Source organism: Nocardioides sp. WJ219 (assembly GCF_058559815.1).
In genome coordinates this window covers 299,283-317,219 of sequence record NZ_JBZUJV010000001.1, presented here as the reverse complement: position 1 = coordinate 317,219, position 17,937 = coordinate 299,283, and the positions used below count along the sequence as shown (strand labels likewise).

Genomic DNA, 17,937 nt, shown 5'->3' with positions numbered 1-17,937 from the left:
AGCGTTGGGGGATGAGCAGCGCCGAGCCCGCCGACCCCTCCGAGGACGACCTCTCCCAGGAGGCCGTGCGCCGGGAGAAGCGGGAGCGCCTGCTCGCCGAGGGCCACGAGCCCTACCCCGTCGGCGTCCCCCGCACCCACACGCTGGCCGAGGTGCGTGCCGGCTGGGCGCACCTCGAGACCGGTGAGGAGACCCAGGACGTCGTCGGCGTCGCCGGTCGCGTGATGTTCGTGCGCAACACCGGCAAGCTCTGCTTCGCCACGCTGCAGGAAGGCGTCGGCACCCGGCTCCAGGTGATGCTGTCGCTGGCCGAGGTCGGCGAGGAGGCGCTCGAGTCGTGGAAGCGCTCGGTCGACCTGGGCGACCACGTGTTCGTCTCCGGGCGCGTCATCTCCTCGCGCCGCGGCGAGCTGTCGGTGATGGCGTCGTCCTGGCAGATGGCGTCCAAGGCGCTGCGGCCGCTGCCGGTGCTGCACAAGGAGCTCTCGGAGGAGTCGCGGGTCCGGCAGCGGTACGCCGACCTGATCGTGCGCCAGGAGGCGCGCGACATGGTGCGCACCCGGGCCGCCGTGCTCCGCTCGGTGCGCACGACCCTCGACGACGCCGGGTTCCTCGAGGTCGAGACCCCGATGCTCCAGACCGTGCACGGCGGGGCCGCGGCCCGGCCGTTCCGCACCCACATGAACGCCTTCGACCAGGAGGTCACGCTGCGCATCGCGCTCGAGCTGTACCTCAAGCGTGCCGTCGTGGGCGGGGTCGACCGGGTCTACGAGATCGGCCGGATCTTCCGCAACGAGGGCTCCGACTCCACGCACTCCCCCGAGTTCACGATGCTGGAGTTCTACGAGGCCTACGGCGACCAGCACACCGCCGCCGAGCGCACGCGCGCCGTCGTCCTCAACGCCGCCGAGGCGGCCGGGGTCGGCACGGTGGTGACCGACTTCAAGGGTCGCGAGATCGACCTGTCCGGCGAGTGGCGCTGGCTGCCGATCGCCGAGGGCATCGGTCACGCGATCGGCGAGGAGATCTCCACCGACGAGACCGACGACAACGCCGCCCGGCTCCGCGCGATCTGCGACGCCCGCGGCATCGACCTCAAGCCCGGCTGGGGTGCCGGCGAGATCATCCTGGAGATGTTCGAGCAGCTGGTCGAGGAGACCCTGCTGCAGCCCACCTTCGTCTGCGACTACCCCGTCTCGGTCCGCCCCCTCGCCCGCGAGCACCGCAGCAAGCCCGGCCTGGTCGAGGCGTGGGACCTGATCATCGGCGGCGTCGAGCTCGCGCCGTCGTACACCGAGCTCGTCGACCCCGTCATCCAGCGCGAGCGGCTGGTCGAGCAGTCTCTCCTCGCCGCCGGCGGCGACCCCGAGGCCATGCAGCTCGACGAGGACTTCCTGCGGGCACTCGAGTACGGCGCCCCACCCATGGGCGGCACCGGCCTCGGCATCGACCGGCTCGTCATGCTCCTGACCGGCGTCGGCATCCGCGAGACCATCCTGTTCCCCCACCTGCGGGCCGAGTCGCGGTAGTGGCGGCGGGGGTCGGTCGGGTGGGTCGGGTCGGTCGCAAGTAACTCACCGTCCGGTGCACTTACCCGCCCGCATTCGGGCGGGTAAGTCGGTCGGACGGTGAGGTAGTGCCCCACCCGGCACCCCCCACCCGGCGCGGTACGGCGACCAGCGACCGCCACCTCAGACGGCGTCGCGACGCCCGAACCGCTCCCGCAGCTCGCGAGCGTTGCGCGCGAGGTGCGGGTGGAGCTCGGCGCCGTGGCGGCGTACGGACGCGTCCCAGTCGGCCCGGGCACGCGTGGCCGCACGGTCGCGGGCCTGGCCGAAGAAGTCCTCGTAGTAGAGAGGTTGGTCAGCCCGACGCCCTCCGCCGTCACCAGCCGCTCGCGCTTGCGCTCGTCGAACAGCACGCTCCGCGCGCTGCGGTCGGCGACGCCACCCTGCTCGGGTGTCAGCACCTTGACCCGGCCGTGGACCTCGAAGACGTGGTTGCCGACCCGGAGGTCGCACCAGGCGAGCCCGCCGTCCGCGAGCCGGATCGGGAACTGGGGGTCCACGTCGCCGATCCCGAGGCCGATCACGAAGTCGCGGGCCAGGGACTCGGCCGCAGACTCGGCCCGCGCGTCGGCCAGGTCGATGACCCGGCGGACCGTGGTGACGTGGGGCCAGTGCCGCATCACGTCGACCGCCTCCCACAGGTCGCCGCGACCGACCCCCCTGCGCAGCGCCGAGTCGGCCGTGACCAACCCGGCCCGCTGGCCGTGCTCGCGCGCGACGTCGCACACGGTCCGAGCCATGTCGAGCGTCGGGTGGCCGTCGACGACGGCCACCTGCGCGGCGCGGTAGCGCGCGAGGTGGTGCTTGACGTCGCCCTTGGTCCAGGCGTTGGTGAACCCGGGGCGGGTGATGTGGGCGTAGGCCCGCTCGGGCCGCAGCACCTCAAGCCCGAGGGCGTGTGCCGCGGAGTCGTGACTGAGCACCCAGCTGCGCTTCATCGCCAGCACGGCGGCGCGGGCGCGCATCAGCGGCCGGCCGCGGTAGGCGTCGAGCGACCTCCAGACCTCGCCGTCGGCGTACACGCCGCGGTGCACCACGACCCACTCGTCGCGACGGAGGTAGCCGGTGATGTACGTCGGGCTGACCCCCAGGTCGAGCGCCTCGGCGCGGGTGATCAGGCCGCCGCTGGTGGCGAGCTTGGCCACGACGCGAGGATCCATGGGCGGGATCGTGCCCGTTGCGGCGCCGACGCGCAGCCGCTGGCGCCGGGCCTGTGGAGGAGCTCGTGGACCGGGCGGCGCTGTCGAGCCGCCGGGCGCCGACTACCTCACCGTCGGGCTCACTTACCCGCCCGCATTCGGGCGGGCAAGTACGTCGAACGGTGAGTTACTGCCCGCTCGCCGCGCCGCCCGACCGCGTCAGCCCAGCAGCTCGTCGTACGCCGTGGGGCTGGAGTCGCGGAGGAACTCGGCGCAGCGGACCCACTCCTCGTCCTCACCGATGGTGCGGGCGGCCTTGGCGAGGAGGGAGAGGCAGACCAGGAAGCCGCGGTTGGGTTCGTGCTCCCACGGGACGGGGCCGTGGCCCTTCCAGCCGTTGCGGCGCAGCAGGTCGAGGGAGCGGTGGTAGCCGACGCGGGCGTAGGCGTAGACGGTGACGGGGTCGAGGCCGGTGGCCACCGCCTCGGAGGCGAGGGCGGCCCACGCCACCGGGGAGGCGGGGAAGGCGCGCACGGTGTCGACCGGCGAGGAGCCGGTGGACAGGGCGTCGGTCGCCGGGTCGGGGGGCAGGTGGGTGGGCGGAGGGCCGGCCATCAGGTCGCCGAAGGAGCTCATGGCCCCATCATCGCGGCCCGCTCCCCGATGCGTGAAACGCCTCAGCGGAACAGGGGCTGCGGCTGCCGGCAGACCGTCCCGTCGGCGGGCAGCGCGCGGTGCACCAGGTAGCGCGTCATCGCCCGGGTGACGCACTTCCCGCCGCCGAGCGCGCCGTGGCCCCACGCGTCGTTGGTCAGCAGCACCGAGTCGGTGAACAGCGCGTGCGCGCGCCGGGCGCCGCTGACCGGCGTGGCCGGGTCGTGGGTGTTGCCCACCACGAGCAGCGGGTACGACGTCCGCGTGCGCCACGGCCCGCGGAACGCGTCGGCGCTGGAGCCGATGCCCCGCTCGGCGCACGGCGACGAGCTCCAGGTCCACAGCCGGCCGAACCACGGCGTGAGCCGGTCGGCCCGCCTGGCCGCCTTCTCCCAGCGGTACGACGGGCGCGGGTTGCGTCCGTCGCTGCACAGCACCGCCGGGAACAGCACGTTGCTCACCGGGGCCGCCGCGCGGGACGCCGTCGGCTGCGGGGCGGCGTAAGGGCCGCGGCGCCGCAGCTCCTCGGCCGCCGCGACCACGTGGCGGTAGGCCGGCGAGGCGGCCACGTCGACGCGATCGTCGCCGCCGCGGCGGGTGGCGAGCGTGTCGAGACCGGCGTCGAGCTCGGCGAGGAACCGGGTCAGCGGCTGGATCGAGCGCCGGTCGTAGAGCGCGCCGAGCGCGAGCCCGACGACGGTCTGGTAGGTCAGCGGCTCGCCCTCGACCTCGAGGCGGCCCTCCCGCGCGGCCTCGAGGATGCGCTTCCAGGTGGTCAGCGCACCGGGCGCGATCGGGCAGCGCCGCGACCCCACCCGGTCGCACTCGGTGAGCGCCGCGGTCAGGGCCTCGTAGGCGCCGTACCCGCTGCGCAGCCGCGTGGTCTGCGGCTGGTGCACGGGGCCCCGCGTGCTGCCGGACCACGCGACGGGGTCGAGGACGCCGTCGATGACGAGCGCGCGGACGCGCCGGGGGTACATCGCGGCGTAGGTCGCGCCGAGGTAGCTGCCGTAGGAGATGCCGTAGTAGGTCAGCCGGCGGTCGCCGAGGGCGCGCCGCACCAGCTCCATGTCGCGGGCGACGTCGGCGGTGGTGGCGTGGTCGACCAGCCGGCTCCGGTCGCGCGCGCAGGCGCGGCGCAGGTCGTCGTCGGCGGCGAGCCACTGCCGCACCTGCCGGCGCCCCACCGGGAACTCCGCGGGCGGGTAGGACACCCGTCCGCGGCAGACGGTGCGTCCGCTGCCGCCGACGCCGCGCGGGTCGATCCCGACGATGTCGAAGCGCTGCTGCGCCTGCGGTCCGAGCTCGAGCGCTGCGGACACGACGAAGTCGGCCGACGACCCACCCGGGCCGCCGGGGTTGACGAACAGGGTGCCGATGCGGCGGCCCGGGCCCGACGCCTTGAGCCGGGAGACGAGCAGCGGGGTGGTCGCGCCGTGGGGCCGGTCGTGGTCGAGCGGCACCTTGACGGTGGCGCACTCCAGGCGCCGGTCGATGTCCGGGCCGTAGAAGTACGCGCACTCGTGCCACGCGACCCGGGGGACGACGGCGCGGGCGGTCACCGCCGCCTCGGGCGCGCGGTCGCGCACGCCGGCGGCGGAGGTCGGGGCCACCGGCGAGGTGGCCACGAGCAGGCCGGCCACGAGCGAGGCGACGGCCAGGACGACGAGACGAGCACGACCCCGAGAGCGCATGGTCCGACCGCCCGTCAGAGCGTCTTGCCGGCCGAGCGGAGGTGCTCGCAGGCCTCGACGACGCGGGCGGCCATGCCGGCCTCGGCGGCCTTGCCCCAGGCACGCGGGTCGTAGGCCTTCTTGTTGCCGACCTCGCCGTCGACCTTGAGCACGCCGTCGTAGCTGCCGAACATGTGGGCGGCGACCGGCCGGGTGAAGGCGTACTGGGTGTCGGTGTCGACGTTCATCTTGACCACGCCGTAGTCGAGGGCCTCGGCGATCTCCTCGGGCGAGGAACCCGAGCCGCCGTGGAAGACCAGGTGGAAGGGCTTGGCGCCCTCCTCGAGCCCGAACTCCCCCACGACCGCGGCCTGCGCGTCGCGCAGCACGGAGGGACGCAGCTTGACGTTGCCCGGCTTGTAGACGCCGTGCACGTTGCCGAAGGTCAGCGCGGTCATGTAGTAGCCGCGCTCGCCGTAGCCCAGCGCCTTGGCGGTGGCGATCGCGTCGTCGGGGGTGGAGTAGAGCTTGTCGTTGATGGCGTTCTCGACGCCGTCCTCCTCACCACCGACCACGCCGACCTCGATCTCGAGGATGATCTTGGCGGCGATGCACTTCTCCAGCAGCTCGGAGGCGATCGTGAGGTTCTCCTCCAGCGGCACCGCCGACCCGTCCCACATGTGCGACTGGAACAGCGGCGCCTGGCCACCCTTGACCCGCTCGATCGACAGGTCGAGCAGCGGCCGGACGAACCCGTCGAGCTTGTCCTGGGGGCAGTGGTCGGTGTGCAGCGCGATGTTGACGGGGTAGTTCTTCGCGACCTCGGCGGCGTACGCCGCAAAGGCCACCGACCCGGTGACCATGTCCTTGACCGACGGACCGGACAGGTACTCCGCGCCACCGGTGGAGACCTGGACGATGCCGTCGCTGCCGGCGTCGGCGAAGCCCTTGAGGGCGGCGTTGAGCGTCTGCGACGACGACACGTTGATGGCGGGGAACGCGTAGGCGCCGGACTTGGCGGCGTCGAGCATCTCGGCGTACTTCTCGGGGGTGGCGATAGGCATGGTGTCAACGTAGTGCCCCGTAGCCTCGCTGGCATGCGACGACGCCGGACCCTCCACACCTCGAGCCGCTCCGCCGTCGTGACCCTCGAGCCCGACGACGCCTGGGCCGTCGTGGCCTCCGGCGAGACCGGACCGCAGTGGTACGTCGACGCCGCGCCGCTGGTCGTGCGGCGCTGGATCGACCGCCTCGCCCTGGGCCCGGCGCTGCGCCGCCGACCACCGGGGCGTCCCCTGCTGCGCAGCGGCGACCTGGTCGGGTTCTGGCAGGTCGTGACCGCCGACCGCACCGAGCACCGGCTGGTGCTGGTCGCCCAGGTGCGCTCCCCGGGTCGCGTGACGCTCGAGGTGCGTGTCGAGCCCCACGACGACGGCTCCGAGGTGCAGCTCGACGTCACCCTCAGCCCGCGCGGCGTCGTCGGCCGGGTCTACGAGCTGGTCGACCTGCCGGCGCGCGAGACCGTCTCGGAGCTGCTGGTGCTGCACCTGCTGACGATCCTTCGTCGCCATGACAACCGGTCGGGGTCGGACTCCGTAGACCAGGTGTGACCGCACCCCTGGACGACGACCTCCGCGACCTGCTCGACGGCTCCTTCGGCGACGGCCCACCGGCTCCGTCGGCGACCGAGAGGCTGGTGCCGGCGCGCCGGGCGCTCCGGCGACGGCGTCTGGCCTCCGGCTCCGGCCTGGTCGGGGCGGTCGCCGCCGCCTCCGTGGTGGCGGCCCTCCTCGGCGGGCCGGGCGGCGCGTCCACCGCCGTCGAGCCGGCCGTCGGACCGTCCGCGACGCCGTCCGCGACACCGGACGTCGACGCCACCCCGTCGCCCGAGTACCGGCTCGAGTCCGAGGCCCTCCCCTCCTGCGACGACGCGCCGCGCTCCGGCATCTGCGTGGACGCCGTCGACTGCACGGCCACCATGCGCGCGTTCGCCGACGTCGACCCCGATGAGCACCGGGTCGAGTTCTCCGAGGTCGACGTCGAGCTGCGGTACGACCCCGCCTCGGACCGGCTCCTGCTCCCCCACGAGTCCGTCACGGGCACCGCCCCGGACGGTGAGCGGTCGGCCCCGATCTGCGGGATTGACGGCAGCACGGTCGTCGGCCTCCCCGAGGCGACGCCGCGCGCGGACGCCGAGGGGCAGCGGTGAGGGACGCCCGCCGCGACCAGGAGTTCACCGACTTCGTCAGCGCCCGGCAGGCCCACCTGCGCCGCATCGCCTACGCCGTCTGCGGCGACTGGCACCGCGCCGACGACCTGCTGCAGACCGCGCTGACCAAGCTCTACGTCGCCTGGCCGCGGGTCCGACGCGACGGGCGCGAGGAGGCCTACGTCCGCCAGATAATCGTGCGGGCCGACATCGACGAGCACCGGCGTCCGTGGCGCCGCGAGCACCCGGGTCTCGACGGCCACGACACGGAGGCCCGCGCAGGTCTGGCGGTCGAGGAGCACAGTGCGCTGTTCGAGGCGCTGCAGGCACTGCCGGCGATGCAGCGCAAGACCGTCGTCCTGCGGCACTGGCTCGGCCTCTCCGTCGAGGAGACCGCCGCCGAGCTCGGCATCTCCGAGGGCACGGTCAAGAGCCACACCTCGCGCGGGGTGACGGCGCTGCGCGCGGCCCTCGCGCCGGCCGACCCGGTGGGCGGGGGGACCGCCGGCGCGTGACCTCCGGGGCGGTGACGCGTTGTCCGACAAAGCCCACCGTCCCAGGAGTGCCCCGTGACCCGCCGTGTCCCTCGCGCCGTCCCGTTCGTCGCCGCCGCCGTGCTCGCGGCCGGCCTGCTCGCCTCGCCGCCGACCGAGGCCGGGCCGCCGCAGCGGTCGACCGTCGCCAAGGTGGCCACGGAGTTCCACCCGTCGCTGATCACCGTCGACACCCCGACCCCCGCCGACAAGGAGCGCCTGGTCGCCCTCGGGCTCGACCTCACCGAGCACGCCGGCCGCGACTACGTGGAGGTCGTCGTGCACGCCCCGGCCGAGCTGGCGGCGCTCGAGCGCTCGGGCCTGTCCTACGACGTGCGCATCTCCGACCTCGTCGAGCGCGGGCTGCAGGTCCGCGAGCTCGACGCGGCGTACGCCGCCCGGGTCGGCCGCTCGCCGCTGCCCTCGGGCCGCACCGGCTACCGCACGCTGGTCGACTACAAGCGCGACATGGACCGGTTGGAGAAGCGCTACCCGCGGATCGTCAAGCACATCAAGCTGAAGCGGCGCAGCCTCAACGGCCGTGACGTCTACGGCGTCGAGATCGGCCGCAACGTGCACAAGCCGAGCTCGGGGCAGCCGACGTTCCTGCTGATGGGGGTGCACCACGCCCGCGAGTGGCCCTCGGGCGAGCTGGCGATGGAGTTCGCCATCGACCTGGCCCAGGGCTACGGCCGGAACGACCGGATCACCCGGCTGCTCGACCGCGCCCGCGTCATCGTGGTCCCGGTCGTCAACGTCGACGGCTTCCACATCTCGCGTCGCGACGGCGAGTACATCGACCTGCGCGACGTCGACGGCGGCGGCACCGGCGCCATCCTGGGCACGCCCGGGCGTGCCTACATGCGCAAGAACTGCCGCATCGTCGACGGCCGGACGTTCCCCAAGGGCACCTGCTACGCGCTGCTCGCGACGCCCGGCGGCTACGGCGCCGGGGTCGACCTCAACCGCAACTACGGCGGCTTCTGGGGCGGCCCGGGGGCCAGCACGCTGCCCGTCGACCCGACGTACCGCGGGGCGGCGGCGTTCTCCGAGCCGGAGACGCAGAACGTCCGCGACCTGGTCCGCACCCGCAACATCACGATGATGATCAGCAACCACACGTTCGGCGACCTGGTGCTGCGCCCCAACGGCGTCAACCCCGCCACCACCGGCGCCGACGGGCTGCCGGTCGGCGACGCGCCCGACGAGCAGTCGCTCAAGCGGCTCGGCGCCCGGATGACCGCCCAGAACGGCTACGCCAACATCCACGGCTGGCAGCTCTACGACACCACCGGCACCACCGAGGACTACAGCTACAACGCCACCGGCGGCTTCGGCTACACGTTCGAGATCGGGCCAGACGAGTTCCACCCGCCGTACCCCGCCGTCGTCGACCAGTACGTCGGCTCCGGGCGGTACGCCGGCAAGGGCAACCGCGGGGCCTACCTGGTGGCCCTCGAGCACGCCGTCGACCGCCGCCACAGCGGCGTGCTCACCGGGCGCACCAAGCCGGGCACGGTGCTCCGCCTGCGCAAGACGTTCCGCTCGCCGACGTGGGAGGGCTCGTTCGCCGACTTCGTCGACACCCGGATGACCGTCGGCCGCAGCGGCGAGGTCGACTGGCTGGTCAACCCCTCGACCCGTCCGGTCGTGCGCCCGCGCACCTACCAGGTGATCGCCCGCACGCCGTTCGCCACCGAGACCTTCACCGGCGGGGCGACCGCCCCGAGCAGCACGACCAGCTACGAGTACGTCGTGCGCCGGAAGGCCGCGGTGCTCCGCGTCGACCTCGACTGGCCGACGCCGGACGACCTCGACCTGAAGGTCCTCAAGATGGTGCGCGGCCGGCTGGTCGAGGTGGCGTCGTCGGGCAACGCCCCCGGTGAGAAGGAGCAGGCGGTGGTCACCGACGCGACGCCGGGCACCTACGTGCTGCGGGTCGTCAACTACGCCTCGGTCACGCCGTCGCACACCGTGAAGGCCTCGCTGTTCGCCAGCACCACCCGCACCACCCCCGGCAAGCGCGAGCGCTACACGCTGACGTGCCTGCGACGGGGCAAGGTCCTCGACACCCAGCAGGTCCACGTCGACCGCGGGCAGGTCAAGCGGCTCGACCTGCGGGGCTGCCGGCGCTGACGCGCGTCGTACGCCTCGGCGATCGCCCGGTTCTCCTGCGAGACCGGGCGATCGTCGTCTACGGTCCTCGCGCTCGGCCTCATCTCTCGGACGAAGGAGTCCACCGTGACCCGATCCCCGCTGCGCGCCCTGCTCGGCACCCTCCTGGCCGTCGGCGTCGCCGGCGCCGTGCTCACCGCCCCCGGGACGGCGCGCGCCGCCGCCGCGGAGGGCATCTTCCCCGTCCCGCCGGAGGTCGGCAGCTGCCACGCGTTGAGCTACGCCGAGTACCTGCGCGCCGCCGACCCCGACCCCGCCGTCGCGTGCAACGGGAACCACACCTCGCGCACGTTCGTGGTCCGCAACGCGCCCGCGGGTGTCGACCTCTCCAGCTTCGCCGAGGTCGGCCGCTTCGCCACCGAGGTCTGCAGCCCGGTCTTCCGCCGCACGGTGAGCCCCGACACCAAGCGGCGCGTCATGTCGGCCTACTCCTACGGGATCTTCGTCCCGACGGTGTCCGAGCAGCAGCGCGGCGCCCGCTGGGTGCGCTGTGACCTCGTGCTGCTGGGCGGCAGCAACGCGCTCGCCCCGCTGCCGCGGGTCGCGCGGGTCCCGGCCGTGCGAAGCGCCACCCCGCCGGACGCCGAGGCGCGGTGCTACACCCGCCGCGGGTTCGACGTCACGGTCTGCACCCGCGCGCACGGCTACCGCGCCACGCTGGCGTTCGCGATGAGGGGCAAGGCCTACCCGGCCAAGCGCGCCTTCGACCGGGCCGCCGTCCGGCGCTGCTCGCGCGCCAGCGACGCCAGGCGCTGGGTCTACGTCAAGCCGACGCGGTCGGAGTGGCGCGGCGGCTACAAGATCGTCAGCTGCGTCGACGTCACCCAGCGCTAGTCCGGGTCGGGCCGGGCGTGACCCTGCGGTGGTCTCGAGACAGGCGCTAGCGCGCCTTCCTCAACCACCGTCCGCCTCGCTCGACCACCGTCGGTGACCGACGCTGGTCGAGGAGGCCGGCCACGGCCGTCTCGAGACCACCGGGGCTGACTCGACCCTGCGGTGGTTTCGAGACAGGCGCTAGCGCGCCTTCCTCAACCACCGTCGGGGTCAGGCGAGCCAGGCGACGTCACCATCGGGGTCAGCCGCGCCAGGCGACGTCGCCGGTGAGGTCGGCGTGCGCGCGGATCCAGGCGTGCATGGTGATCGCGGCGGCGGCGGAGGCGTTGATCGAGCGGGTCGAGCCGAACTGGGCGATCGAGAAGGTGCCGGCGCAGGCTGCGCGCGCCGACTCCGAGAGCCCCGGCCCCTCCTGGCCGAACAGGAAGCAGATCTGACGAGGCACGGCCATGGTCTCGAGGTGCGCCGAGCCCGGCAGGTTGTCGATGCCCCACAGCGGCACACCGAGACCCCCGAGGTAGGACGCCAGGTCGGCGACCGTCTCGTGGTGCCGCACGTGCTGGTAACGGTCGGTGACCATCGCGCCGCGCCGGTTCCAGCGCCGGTTGCCGACGATGTGCACCTCCGCGGCGAGGAAGGCGTTGGCCGAGCGGACGATGGTGCCGATGTTGAAGTCGTGCTGCCAGTTCTCGATCGCGACGTGGAAGTCGTGGCGGCGGGTGTCGAGGTCGGCGCGGATCGCCTCGAGGCTCCAGTAGCGGTAGCGGTCGACCACGTTGCGGCGGTCACCCTCGGCCAGCAGCGCGGCGTCGTACACCTCGCTGCCGGGGCCGGTGGGCCACGGGCCCTCCCAGGGCCCGACGCCGACCTCGGCAGGACCGTGCGGCATCGGGTCGTACGGCGCGCGGGGGGTCGGACCCAGGGGAAGATCAGGGTCGTCCGCTGGCACGCGGGCGACCCTACGACAGGTACGGTTCAGGCGTGATTGCGGCCGTTACCGACACCCTGACCCCGATGCTCTTCGGTATCGACTTCCTCGAACCGGCCCACCTCATCGGCGACTACGGCGACACGTTCCTGTGGATCAGCCTGCTCATCGTGTTCGTCGAGTGCGGGCTGTTCTTCCCGTTCCTGCCGGGTGACACCCTGCTCTTCGCCCTGGGCCTGTTCATCGCCGGCTCCGAGGGTGAGCAGATCGAGGTGCTCGGCACCGGCGAGCCGTTGGTGGAGCTGGCGGCGGCATGCGTGCTGCTCGTCATCGCGGCGTTCCTGGGCAACGTCGTGGGCTACGAGATCGGGCGCAAGATCGGGCCGCCCCTCTACCAGCGCGACGGACGCATCCTCAAGCGCAAGTACCTCGACAACACCTCCGCCTTCTTCGAGCGGCACGGCAACCGTGCGCTCGTCATCGGCCGGTTCGTCCCGTTCGTGCGCACCTACATCACCGTCGTCGCCGGCGTGACCCTGATGGAGCGGCGGCGCTTCTTCGTCTGGAGCTTCGTCGGCGCCGTGGCGTGGGTCGTCAGCATCGTCCTCCTCGGCTACTTCCTGGGCCAGGTCGAGTTCATCGGCAACAACATCGACTACGCCGCGATCGCGATCGCGGTGTTCACGGTGATGCCGATCGTCTACGAGTACTGGAAGCACCGCGGCGAGCTGCACCTCCACGGCGAGGCGTCGCCGCTCGCCGAGGCGTCTGAGACCGACACCGGCGACGTCGCCGGCCGACCTCAGGCCTGAGCGGCCGCGTCGAGGTCGGCGCGGGTGAGCACCGAGCGGACCTCGAGGCCGACGTCGGCGAGCGGGTCCGAACCGGCGGGGCTGCGGTCGATCGCGCAGACGACCACCTCGACGATCGCGCCGGCCTCGCGCAGCGCCCGCGCGGCGTCGCGCACGGCGCCGCCGGTGGTGATGACGTCCTCGACCAGCGTGACCCGCTTGCCGTCGTACGGCGGACCCTCGGCGAGCTTGGCGGTGCCGTAGGTCTTGGCCTCCTTGCGCACGAACAGCGCCGGGGTGCCGGTGATGCCGCTGACCGAGGTGACCAGCGGGATGCCCCCGAGCTCGAGACCACCGAGCAGGTCGGTGTCGTGCGGGAGGAGCTGGACCATCTCGCGGGCCACGCGCGCCAGCAGGAGCGGGTCGGCCTCGAACAGGTACTTGTCGAAGTAGGTGTCGGAGACCTGGCCGGAGCGGAGGGTGAACTCGCCGTGCAGGCGGCACGTGGCGTCGATGTCGGCGGCGAGCGAGTCGTCGGTCGTGGTCATGGCTGAGAGGCTAGCGAGCATGGTCGCCTCCCGCCTGCACGGCATCCCGCCCACGATCTTCGCCCAGATGTCGGCGCTCGCGGTGCGCACCGGCTCCCTCAACCTCGGCCAGGGCTTCCCCGACGAGGACGGCCCGGCCGAGGTGCTGGCGGCCGCCGTGCACGCGCTCGGGCACGGCGCCAACCAGTACGCGCCCGGCACCGGCATCCCGGCGCTGCGGCAGGCGGTGGCCGGGCACCAACGACGCCACTACGACCTCGACCTCGACCCCGACACCCAGGTGGCGGTGACCACCGGCTGCACCGAGGCGGTCGCCGCGGCGCTCCTCGGCCTCGTCGAGCCCGGCGACGAGGTGGTCGCGCTCGAGCCCTACTACGACTCCTACGTGGCGATGCTGCAGGTCGCCGGCGCCGTACGCCGCCCCGTCACGCTCCGCTCCCCCGACTTCCGCCTCGACCTCGACGAGCTGCGCGCCGCCGTCACCCCGAGGACCCGCTTCGTGCTGCTCAACACCCCGCACAACCCGACCGGGTCGGTGCTGACCCGCACCGAGCTCGACGCGGTCGCGGCGCTCGCGATCGAGCACGACCTCGTCGTGATCACCGACGAGGTCTACGAGCACCTGGTCTTCGACGGCGGCGAGCACGTGCCGATCGCGACGCTGCCGGGCATGTTCGAGCGCACGCTGACCCTCTCGAGCATCGGCAAGTCCTACTCGCTGACCGGCTGGAAGGTCGGCTGGGCCACCGGCCCGGCACCGCTGGTCGACGCACTGGTGGCGGCCAAGACCTGGCTGACCTACACCTCGGGCGCGCCGCTGCAGCCCGCGGCGGCCGTCGCCCTCACCGAGCACGCCGACTGGCCCCTGGCCCTGGCCCGCGACCTGCAGGAGCGGCGCGACCTCCTCGTCGCCGGCCTGACCGCGGCCGGGTTGTCGACCACGACACCGCAGGGCACCTACTTCGCGACCTCCGACGTGCGCGAGCTCGGCTGGGACGACGGGCTGGCGTTCTGCCTGGCCCTGCCCGAGCGCGCCGGCGTGGTCGCCGTGCCGACCCAGGGCTTCCACGACGACCCGCACGGGCCGGGGCGGCACCTGGTGCGCTGGGCGTTCTGCAAGCGCCGGGAGGTCATCGCCGAGGCGACGGCCCGGCTGCGGGCCGCCGACCTCGGCGCGACGTGACGGTGGTCGCTCAGGGGCGGCGGCGCTGCTCCGCGAACCACGTGCTCGCCTCGGAGCGCAGCAGCAGCACGGCGACCGCGACGCACACCGCGCCCACGAGCAGCGGCACGACCAGGGCGATGCCGAGCAGGGAGGCCGGCGCCGCGCTGATGGCCGAGACGACCAGCGCGACCCGGGCGTTGTCGTTGCCGCGCAGGGTCAGCACGGCCAGCACGACCGCGACCACCGCCCACACGACGAAGACCCCCATCGCGACGAGCAGGCCGTCGACGACGAGCGAGACGTCGACGTCGTCGTAGAGCTCCTGGCCCGACATCTGGTCGGTGATCTCGTCCTCGAGCCGCGACCGGTCGTTGAGCGCCTCGCGCAGGGTGACCAGCATCGAGACCGCGACGACGGCCGAGGTGACGATCGTCAGCCGGACGGCGGTCTGCACCGAGGACGGCGCCCGACGCAGGCCGGTGCGGGCGGCTTGGGTCGCGGGAGGCGCCTGGGTCAGCGTCGTGCCCGGGCCTCCGACGCCGCTGCCCGACGGTGCGTCGCGCCCGGGGGTGGCCGCCGCGACCTGCGCGGGTCGCGCCGGGGTCACCCCGGCGAACCAGTCGCGGGCGGGCTGCTGCCACAGGGTGAGGACGCCGATCGCCACCACCGCCGCTCCCCCGACGACGGGCCACCCGGCGGGCGCCCAGGCCAGGAGCAGCACCGGGGCGAGGACGCTCAGGGCCACCCGCGCCCCCCGGCTCCGCTGCAGCGCCTGCCAGCCGAGAGCGGCGGTGATGACCGCCGTACCGCCACCGACCAGGCACAGCACCCGCCACAGGTCCTGCACCTGCTGGGCGCTCATTCCGAGGGAGTCACCGGGCGCGGTGGACACGAAGTCGGCGGCCGCCTCCTGGGTCTCGATCGACCCGAGCCCGGCCATCCGGTCGAAGGCCAGCAGCACCATGAAGACCGAGCCCCCCACGATCGCCGCGCCGTACAGGGTCACCTGGGGCGGGCGCGGGATCGGCTTGTCACTCACGCGGCCCAGTCTCCCAGAGGGCCTCAACCACCGTCCCCACGGTGGTCGAGCACCGTGCCCGTCAGGTGGTGAGCAGCAGGCCGTCCCGCTGGGGGGCGACGTCGACCCCGACCCGGCCGCCGTCGGTGACCTGCCCGCCGATCAGCATCCGGGCGAGCGGGTCGCCGATGGCGGACTGGATCAGGCGGCGCAGCGGCCGGGCGCCGTAGGCCGGGTCGTAGCCGGTCTCGGCCAGCCAGGTCCTGGCGTCCGGCGTCACGTCGACGGCGATCCGGCGCGCCGCCAGGCGGCGCTCGAGGAGGGCGAGCTGCAGGTCGACGATGTGGGTCAGGGCGTCGAGGCCGAGCGCCTCGAACTGGACGATCTCGTCGAGCCGGTTGAGGAACTCCGGCTTGAAGCTCTGCCGGACGACGGCCAGCACGGACTCCTTCTTCTTCTCCGGGTCGAGCGTGGGGTCGACCAGGTAGCCGGACCCGAGGTTGGAGGTCAGGATCAGGATCGTGTTGCGGAAGTCGACCGTGCGGCCCTGGCCGTCGGTGAGCCGGCCGTCGTCGAGCACCTGGAGCAGGATGTCGAAGACCTCGGGGTGGGCCTTCTCCACCTCGTCGAGCAGCACCACGCTGTAGGGGCGCCGTCGCACGGCCTCGGTGAGCTGGCCGCCCTCGTCGTAGCCGACGTAGCCGGGAGGGGCGCCGACGAGCCGCGAGACCGAGTGCTTCTCGGAGTACTCGCTCATGTCGATGCGCACGATGGCGCGCTCGTCGTCGAAGAGGAAGTCGGCCAGCGCCTTGGCCAGCTCGGTCTTGCCGGTGCCGGTGGGGCCGAGGAACAGGAACGAGCCGGTGGGCCGGTCGGGGTCGGCGATGCCGGCGCGCGAGCGGCGTACGGCGTCGCTCACCGCGACCACGGCCTCGCGCTGGCCGACGAGCCGCTCGCCGATCACGTCCTCCATGCGCAGCAGCTTGGCGGTCTCGCCCTCGAGCATCCGGCCGGTGGGGATGCCGGTCCAGGCCTCGACCACCTCGGCGATCTGCTCGGCGCCGACGGAGTCGCCGACCAGCGGGTCGGTCTCGGCGGACTCGGCCTCCTCCGCCGCGGCGATCTGCTTCTCGAGCGCCGGGATGCGGCCGTAGAGGATCTCCGCGGCCGCGCCGAGGTCGCCCTCGCGCTGCAGCCGCTCGGCCTCGATGCGCAGCTGGTCGAGCTGGACGCGCAGCTCGCCCTCACCCTCGCGGGACGCCTTCTCGCGCTCCCAGCGGGCCTCGAGGGCGCGCAGCTCCTCCTCCTTGTCGGCGAGGTCGGCGCGCAGCACCGCGAGCCGCTCGACCGAGGCCGCGTCGTCCTCCTTGTCGAGGGCGAACTCCTCCATCTTGAGGCGGTCGACCTGGCGACGCAGCTGGTCGATCTCCTCGGGGCTGCTCTCGATCTCCATCTTCAGCCGCGACGACGCCTCGTCGACGAGGTCGATCGCCTTGTCGGGCAGCTGTCGACCGGTGATGTAGCGGTCGGACAGGGTGGCGGCGGCGACCAGCGCGGCGTCGGTGATGCGCACCTTGTGGTGCGCCTCGTACTTCTCGCGGATCCCGCGGAGGATCTGGATGGTGTCCTCGACGCTGGGCTCGCCGACGAAGACCTGCTGGAAGCGGCGCTCGAGGGCCGGGTCCTTCTCGACCCGCTCGCGGTACTCGTCGAGGGTCGTCGCGCCGATCATGTGCAGCTCGCCGCGGGCCAGCATCGGCTTGAGCATGTTGCCGGCGTCCATCGCGGAGTCGCCGCCGGCGCCCGCGCCGACGACGGTGTGCAGCTCGTCGATGAACGTGATCACCTGGCCGCCGGCGTCCTTGATCTCCTCGAGCACGGCCTTGAGCCGCTCCTCGAACTCGCCGCGGTACTTCGCGCCCGCGACCATCGCGGCGAGGTCGAGCGAGAGCACGCGGCGGCCCTTGAGCGAGTCGGGCACGTCGCCGGCGACGACGCGCTGGGCCAGCCCCTCGACGACGGCGGTCTTGCCGACGCCGGGCTCGCCGATGAGGACCGGGTTGTTCTTGGTGCGTCGGCTCAGCACCTGCACGACGCGGCGGATCTCGCTGTCGCGGCCGATGACCGGGTCGAGCCGGCCGTCCTCCGCGGCGGCGGTGAGGTCGACGGAGTACTTCTCGAGCGCCTCGTACGTCGACTCGGCGTCCTCGCTGGTGACCCGGCGGTTGCCGCGGTAGGCGGTCAGTCCCTCGCGCAGGCCCTTCTCGGTGAGCCCGGCCTCGGCGAGCAGCCGCTGGGCCGGCGACTCGGTGCCGGCCAGGGCGATCAGCAGGTGCTCGGTGGCGACGTAGTCGTCCTTGAGGCCGGCGGCCAGGTCGAGGGCGCCGGCGAGCACCCGGGTCATGGCGGGCGAGGCGGCCGGTGTCTTGACGGTGGCGCCGCTCGCGCGGGGCAGGGCGGCAAGCGCCGCGTCGGCCGCCGCGGCCAGCGGGGCGGCGTCGACGCCGGACTTGGTCACCAGGGTGCGGGCGGCGCCGTCGGGGTCGCGCAGCAGCGCGACCAGGAGGTGGAGCGGCTCGACGACGCTGTGGCCGGACGTCGTCGCGGAGAGCTGCGCGGCCTCGATGGCCTCGCGGCTGCGGGTCGTGAACTTCTCGGCGCCGAACTGGGACATGCGTACTCCTGGGGGTCGGTGCTGGACG

15 protein-coding genes and 1 pseudogene are annotated in these 17,937 nt (G+C 73.4%); 8 read left to right on the top strand and 8 right to left on the bottom strand.

Annotated elements, in window-relative coordinates:
* The first annotated feature begins 11 nt into the window (after positions 1-11).
* Complete coding sequence (gene lysS / locus AC4MBH_RS01535; RefSeq protein ID WP_491792565.1) at positions 12-1,529, top strand: lysine--tRNA ligase; 1,518 nt, start codon at positions 12-14, stop codon at positions 1,527-1,529.
* A 1,064-nt stretch (positions 1,530-2,593) separates the two neighbouring features.
* On the opposite strand, the pseudogene AC4MBH_RS01530 reads toward lysS, so the two are convergent.
* The 4 genes and pseudogenes from AC4MBH_RS01530 to fbaA all read right to left on the bottom strand — a co-directional run.
* Positions 2,594-2,728 (bottom strand): annotated as a pseudogene (locus tag AC4MBH_RS01530) (type IV toxin-antitoxin system AbiEi family antitoxin domain-containing protein); the annotation flags it as partial.
* A 198-nt stretch (positions 2,729-2,926) separates the two neighbouring features.
* Positions 2,927-3,343, bottom strand: a complete 417-nt coding sequence (locus AC4MBH_RS01525; protein WP_491792564.1) for a DUF3151 domain-containing protein — start codon at positions 3,341-3,343, stop codon at positions 2,927-2,929.
* A gap of 41 nt (positions 3,344-3,384) precedes the next feature.
* Positions 3,385-5,055: an alpha/beta hydrolase gene (locus tag AC4MBH_RS01520; RefSeq protein WP_491792563.1), complete on the bottom strand. Its 1,671-nt coding sequence runs from the start codon at positions 5,053-5,055 to the stop codon at positions 3,385-3,387.
* A gap of 14 nt (positions 5,056-5,069) precedes the next feature.
* Positions 5,070-6,098, bottom strand: coding sequence for a class II fructose-bisphosphate aldolase (gene fbaA / locus AC4MBH_RS01515; protein WP_491792562.1), 1,029 nt, complete (start codon positions 6,096-6,098; stop codon positions 5,070-5,072).
* 33 nt (positions 6,099-6,131) lie between these two features.
* On the opposite strand from fbaA, the gene AC4MBH_RS01510 reads away from it, so the two are divergent.
* The 5 genes from AC4MBH_RS01510 (at position 6,132) to AC4MBH_RS01490 (ending at position 10,785) form a co-directional block, all read left to right on the top strand.
* Positions 6,132-6,644 carry a DUF2867 domain-containing protein gene (locus AC4MBH_RS01510; RefSeq protein ID WP_491792561.1) on the top strand — a complete coding sequence of 171 codons (513 nt, stop codon included), beginning with the start codon at positions 6,132-6,134 and terminating at the stop codon, positions 6,642-6,644.
* Positions 6,641-7,243 (top strand): hypothetical protein, encoded by a 603-nt coding sequence (locus AC4MBH_RS01505; RefSeq protein WP_491792560.1) that lies wholly within the window; start codon positions 6,641-6,643, stop codon positions 7,241-7,243. Before AC4MBH_RS01510 ends, AC4MBH_RS01505 begins: the two co-directional genes overlap by 4 nt.
* Positions 7,240-7,758, top strand: a complete 519-nt coding sequence (locus AC4MBH_RS01500) for a SigE family RNA polymerase sigma factor (RefSeq protein ID WP_491792559.1) — start codon at positions 7,240-7,242, stop codon at positions 7,756-7,758. The genes AC4MBH_RS01505 and AC4MBH_RS01500 overlap by 4 nt, the downstream gene beginning before the upstream one ends.
* Before the next feature lie 54 nt (positions 7,759-7,812).
* Positions 7,813-9,912 carry a M14 family zinc carboxypeptidase gene (locus AC4MBH_RS01495; RefSeq protein ID WP_491792558.1) on the top strand — a complete coding sequence of 700 codons (2,100 nt, stop codon included), beginning with the start codon at positions 7,813-7,815 and terminating at the stop codon, positions 9,910-9,912.
* Between the two features lie 105 nt (positions 9,913-10,017).
* Entirely contained in the window at positions 10,018-10,785 is a 768-nt protein-coding gene (locus AC4MBH_RS01490; protein WP_491792557.1) for a septum formation family protein, read from the top strand.
* Positions 10,786-11,026: 241 nt separating this feature from the next.
* Here the strand turns inward: AC4MBH_RS01490 and AC4MBH_RS01485 are convergent, their stop codons facing one another.
* A complete protein-coding gene (locus AC4MBH_RS01485; protein ID WP_491793054.1) occupies positions 11,027-11,674 on the bottom strand; it encodes a TrmH family RNA methyltransferase in 648 nt (215 codons plus the stop codon).
* A 92-nt stretch (positions 11,675-11,766) separates the two neighbouring features.
* Between AC4MBH_RS01485 and AC4MBH_RS01480 the strand changes: the two genes are divergently transcribed.
* Positions 11,767-12,525, top strand: a complete 759-nt coding sequence (locus tag AC4MBH_RS01480) for a DedA family protein (protein WP_491792556.1) — start codon at positions 11,767-11,769, stop codon at positions 12,523-12,525.
* Here the strand turns inward: AC4MBH_RS01480 and pyrE are convergent.
* Positions 12,516-13,052 (bottom strand): orotate phosphoribosyltransferase, encoded by a 537-nt coding sequence (gene pyrE / locus AC4MBH_RS01475; protein WP_491792555.1) that lies wholly within the window; start codon positions 13,050-13,052, stop codon positions 12,516-12,518. The two genes, AC4MBH_RS01480 and pyrE, sit on opposite strands and share 10 nt — an antisense overlap.
* A gap of 19 nt (positions 13,053-13,071) precedes the next feature.
* Here pyrE and AC4MBH_RS01470 point away from each other — a divergent pair, with 19 nt between their 5' ends.
* Entirely contained in the window at positions 13,072-14,235 is a 1,164-nt protein-coding gene (locus tag AC4MBH_RS01470) for a pyridoxal phosphate-dependent aminotransferase (protein ID WP_491792554.1), read from the top strand.
* Between the two features lie 10 nt (positions 14,236-14,245).
* Here the strand turns inward: AC4MBH_RS01470 and AC4MBH_RS01465 are convergent, their stop codons facing one another.
* Entirely contained in the window at positions 14,246-15,256 is a 1,011-nt protein-coding gene (locus tag AC4MBH_RS01465; protein ID WP_491792553.1) for a hypothetical protein, read from the bottom strand.
* A 61-nt stretch (positions 15,257-15,317) separates the two neighbouring features.
* Entirely contained in the window at positions 15,318-17,909 is a 2,592-nt protein-coding gene (gene clpB, locus AC4MBH_RS01460; protein ID WP_491792552.1) for an ATP-dependent chaperone ClpB, read from the bottom strand.
* Between the last annotated feature and the right edge of the window lie 28 nt (positions 17,910-17,937).

What these genes read in the sequence shown, in the direction of transcription:
- AC4MBH_RS01470 (WP_491792554.1), top strand. Translation starts at nt 13,072, where the DNA reads ATGGTCGCCTCCCGCCTGCACGGCATCCCGCCCACGATCTTCGCCCAG.
- lysS (WP_491792565.1), top strand. Translation starts at nt 12, where the DNA reads ATGAGCAGCGCCGAGCCCGCCGACCCCTCCGAGGACGACCTCTCCCAG.
- clpB (WP_491792552.1), bottom strand. Translation starts at nt 17,909, where the DNA reads ATGTCCCAGTTCGGCGCCGAGAAGTTCACGACCCGCAGCCGCGAGGCC.
- fbaA (WP_491792562.1), bottom strand. Translation starts at nt 6,098, where the DNA reads ATGCCTATCGCCACCCCCGAGAAGTACGCCGAGATGCTCGACGCCGCC.
- AC4MBH_RS01510 (WP_491792561.1), top strand. Translation starts at nt 6,132, where the DNA reads ATGCGACGACGCCGGACCCTCCACACCTCGAGCCGCTCCGCCGTCGTG.
- AC4MBH_RS01485 (WP_491793054.1), bottom strand. Translation starts at nt 11,674, where the DNA reads ATGCCGCACGGTCCTGCCGAGGTCGGCGTCGGGCCCTGGGAGGGCCCG.
- pyrE (WP_491792555.1), bottom strand. Translation starts at nt 13,052, where the DNA reads ATGACCACGACCGACGACTCGCTCGCCGCCGACATCGACGCCACGTGC.
- AC4MBH_RS01525 (WP_491792564.1), bottom strand. Translation starts at nt 3,343, where the DNA reads ATGAGCTCCTTCGGCGACCTGATGGCCGGCCCTCCGCCCACCCACCTG.
- AC4MBH_RS01520 (WP_491792563.1), bottom strand. Translation starts at nt 5,055, where the DNA reads ATGCGCTCTCGGGGTCGTGCTCGTCTCGTCGTCCTGGCCGTCGCCTCG.